Origin of the sequence: Thermoflexus sp. (assembly GCF_042408365.1) — a bacterium.
Taxonomy (GTDB): domain Bacteria; phylum Chloroflexota; class Anaerolineae; order Thermoflexales; family Thermoflexaceae; genus Thermoflexus.
In genome coordinates, this window is the sequence record NZ_JBHOQJ010000253.1 from 1 (window position 1) to 3,530 (window position 3,530).

4 protein-coding genes and 1 pseudogene are annotated in these 3,530 nt (G+C 61.6%); 2 read left to right on the top strand and 3 right to left on the bottom strand.

From position 1 onward, the window contains the following. From ACFMO5_RS11585 to ACFMO5_RS11595, 3 genes and pseudogenes are all read right to left on the bottom strand, one after another. Positions 1 to 234 (bottom strand): annotated as a pseudogene (locus tag ACFMO5_RS11585) (3-oxoacyl-ACP synthase); the annotation flags it as partial. A gap of 179 nt (positions 235 to 413) precedes the next feature. Beyond that, positions 414 to 767: a hypothetical protein gene (locus ACFMO5_RS11590; protein WP_376792909.1), complete on the bottom strand. Its 354-nt coding sequence runs from the start codon at positions 765 to 767 to the stop codon at positions 414 to 416. Between the two features lie 126 nt (positions 768 to 893). Continuing rightward, complete coding sequence (locus ACFMO5_RS11595; RefSeq protein ID WP_376792910.1) at positions 894 to 1,439, bottom strand: RNA polymerase sigma factor; 546 nt, start codon at positions 1,437 to 1,439, stop codon at positions 894 to 896. A 428-nt stretch (positions 1,440 to 1,867) separates the two neighbouring features. Between ACFMO5_RS11595 and ACFMO5_RS11600 the strand changes: the two genes are divergently transcribed. Continuing rightward, positions 1,868 to 2,335 carry a V4R domain-containing protein gene (locus ACFMO5_RS11600; RefSeq protein ID WP_376792911.1) on the top strand — a complete coding sequence of 156 codons (468 nt, stop codon included), beginning with the start codon at positions 1,868 to 1,870 and terminating at the stop codon, positions 2,333 to 2,335. Positions 2,336 to 2,593: 258 nt separating this feature from the next. Then, complete coding sequence (locus tag ACFMO5_RS11605; protein WP_376792912.1) at positions 2,594 to 3,439, top strand: GNAT family N-acetyltransferase; 846 nt, start codon at positions 2,594 to 2,596, stop codon at positions 3,437 to 3,439. The last annotated feature ends 91 nt before the right edge of the window (positions 3,440 to 3,530 follow it).

The following is a 3,530-nucleotide window of genomic DNA, read 5'->3' on the forward strand; positions in this document are numbered from 1 at the left end:
AATCAGATCGAGATCTTGAGGCAAAATGCCCGCGCGGGCCATCGCCTCTCGCGCCGCGGCGACCGAGAGATCGGACATGGTCTCGCCCGGCTCCGCGATCCGCCGCTCCCGGATCCCCGTGCGGGTGAGGATCCACTCTTCAGTGGTGTGCAGCTGCTGAGCCAGCTCCCGGCTGGTCAGCACACGGCGAGGGACAGCCATCCCCCATCCCGCAATTCGGCTATACCATGGCATCTTTGCCTCCTTTCTCCCTTCAGGTGCGCATCTTGGGAATCACACCATGGGTTTCCTGTGGGAACTTTGAGGGGTAGAGCCGGGCGCCGTTAGCACCCGGCTCTACCCCCGAAAACCGCTTCGTTTCCCCCCTCCCCTCTAAAAGACGGGCGGTGCCATCCTGAAAGCGCTTCGGATCTTTAAAACGATCCAGAGGATGGCCGGGCCGAATGCAAACGGCGATAGGCCCACAACCCCAGGGCGGCCGTCCCCAGGGCCACCCCCAGCCACCACTTGGGAATCGGGAGTCGTGAAGCAGGCGTAACGGAACAGGGATGCTGAGCCTCCTGCATCAGGCGCTCATACAATGAGGCCACCCACATCGGTTGGGGCTCCACCGGTTGCAAAACATCCGCCAGACGCTCCGCGAGCTGAAAGAGCTCCCGCTCGGAGGCGGAGAAGGCCACCGGGGGAAATGGATAGGCCGCATCCCCTCGCAGGCCTTGTTGCAGGCGGGTGGCATGAAGATCCAGCCAGCGCGCTAGATCGGACATAGATTCCTCCTTTGATGGCCATGCGCCAACCGGGCCAGCCGGATGACTGCTGCTTTACCCCTCCTTGCGAAGGCACCCCTCCGAGCCGAGGGATATAGCAATCCAGGCGATCGGGGAGATCAACCCTCAGCCTTCGCGGGCGAGCTCCCGCCGGAGAGCCTCCAACGTGCGATGATATAACACGCGGATCGCCCCTTCCGTTCGCCCCATGATTTGAGCGATCTCCGCGTTGGAGAGCCCTTCGACAAACTTCAGGATCAGCAATTGCTGACGATCTGACGGCAAGCGTCGTATGGCAGCCAGCAATCGCTCCCGCTCCTCTCGCCGTTCCAGCACGGCCTCCACACGCTCCGATCCCCGATCGTGTCCGTTCTCGGAGAGTGGAACGGTGGGATGGCGCTGACGATCCCGATGCCAGTTGGCGACCAGGTTATGGGCGATGCGGAACAGCCAGGCGGCGAAGGGCAGGCCTCGTTCTTGGAACCGCGGCAGATGCTGGAGCGCCTGAAGGAAGACCCGGCTGGTCAGATCCTCCGCCTCCTCGGGATCACCAGTTCGATAGAAGATGTAATTGTAAATCGAGCGGACGTAACGAAGGTACAGCTCCCCGAAGGCTTCCGGATCACGCCGGGCCCGCTCTACCAATCTCCGCTCATCTTCTTTAGAGCTCATCGGAAAACGTCGAGCATTCATAAATATAGAACACCGTTCCGGTCGATCCGTTTACTGGGCCAATCCCAATGCGCGACAGCCCCTCCGGAGAATTGCGAGCAAACCACCGCCCGGCGAAGCAGACCCACTCCGCGCCCTTCTCCTCTCCCCGTGCGACGAAATCCCACGGGGAGGGAAAAGAATAATCTCCCGTGGGGTGCGGGCCGCTTATGCAACCTACAACCTCGCAGAAATTCCACAAGGGAGCGATTGCTTGATGCGCTTCACAAAGGCCAAATTGCCCTCTATTGCTATCGAAGGCGCCGGGCATGGCAGCTTTGTCTTGGGATTTGGGTGCGGGCTGCTGGACTTGCCTCGCGCCTGCAGCTTAAGTATACCAAGGAGCGGAAAGGGGGTGGCGAATCTCCATAGATAAGAGGGAGGGCCCCGTGGACGAGACCCGGGTCATCGAAACCATCCGCAAAGAATCGGTGTTGATCGATCGCGCCGGGCTGATCTCCCTGTATGGCGCCGTGCTCCGGCTGGCGGGGCTTGGAGTTGGAGGGGTTCTGTATCAGGCCGGGCGACACGCTGGGATCCGAGGTGCCCAGCTCCTCCGTGAACGCTTAGGGCTCCAGGGGGAGGAGCTGCTGGAAGCAGCTCGCCTCGCCTTCGAGGCCGCCGGTTGGGGCCAGGCTCGCTGGCATCGGGAGGGAGCCTCGCTCTCCATCGAGGTGATGGGCTCGATCCTGGCCGATGGCTTACGGCCGCAGAGAAAGCCGATTTGCCACCCCCTTGCTGGTTACATCGCGGGTTTTCTAGAGATCGCCTTCCAGCATCCGGTACGGGTTCGTGAGGTGGCGTGCGCTGCCGTGGAGGGTTCGATCTGCCAGTTTGTGGCAGAGCTTGAGAAATAGAAGAACTTCTTAGAGGAATTACGCCGTTCGAGCCCGTGAGAGGGAGAGGAAAGGTCCTACCTCCCCTCATCCTCTCTCCCCACGGCCCTTGGGGTCGTGGGGAGAGAGGATGAAAGAGGATGAAAAACGGTTTTTGGGGGCGGAGCCGGGCGCCTGGCTCCGCCCCCCGAAAACCCCTACAAGGAGGCTCACGGCGTAATTCCTAATTTACTCATCCTAACCCTCTCAACGCCCGGGGGATCATCACGGAGGTGATCTTTGCCAGTTCATGTACGCCCGGCCACCCGGGCCGACCGAACCGCCATCCTCCAGCTGGTCCGACACCATCGACGGGCTCAGCTGGCTCTGGACTGGTGGTCTTTGGAGGAATGGCTGGATGCGCCCACGGCATGGGTCGTGGAGCGCATGGGGCAAATCGTCGCCTTCTGGTTAGGGATTCAGGTGGATAGCCCGGTGGCGTGGTTGCGGGGAGCAGCGGTGGCGGATGGCGAAGACGCGGTGGCCCTGTTCCAACAGCTCTGGCCCCCTTTCGCCCGTGCCCTGGCCTCCCAGGGCGCGGAGCAAGTGGTCGGGATGGCATATGGGGAATGGCTAGAACCCGTCTATCAAGCGGCTGGCTTCATCCGTCAGACCGTGGTGATCACCCTTCGCAAGGACGACTGGCGGATCCCCGAGATCCCTGCCGTCCCCGTGGATATCCGGCGGGCTGCGTTGATCGATATCCCTCGCATCGCAGAGGTGGACCGGCTGGCCTTTGAGCCGATGTGGTGGTACGGCCCGACGATCCTGACCCGGGCATGGCATCAGGTGCCCTATTTCATTGTGGCAGAGGAAGAGGGGGAGATCGTCGGTTACGCGTTCCTTGACCTCTATGGCATGCACGGCCATATCGTTCGTCTGGCGGTGCACCCGATGCACCAGGGCCGCGCCATCGGAGCCCGCCTGCTGGCCGAGAGTCTGCGCTATCTGATCGATGTAGGGGCTTACCCGATCACTCTCAACACTCAAATTGAAAATCAGGCCTCCCAAGCGCTTTACCGGCGTTTCGGTTTCCACCCTACAGGCCAGGAGATCCCCATCTGGGGATGTTCGCTGAAGGCCTAGTGCTTCATCCATAATTTGTTTTCGGGTATGCAATTCAGGACGACAGGTGGCCCCTTCCCCCTTTCTCCCCCCTCCCCGCAGCCCAGAGGGC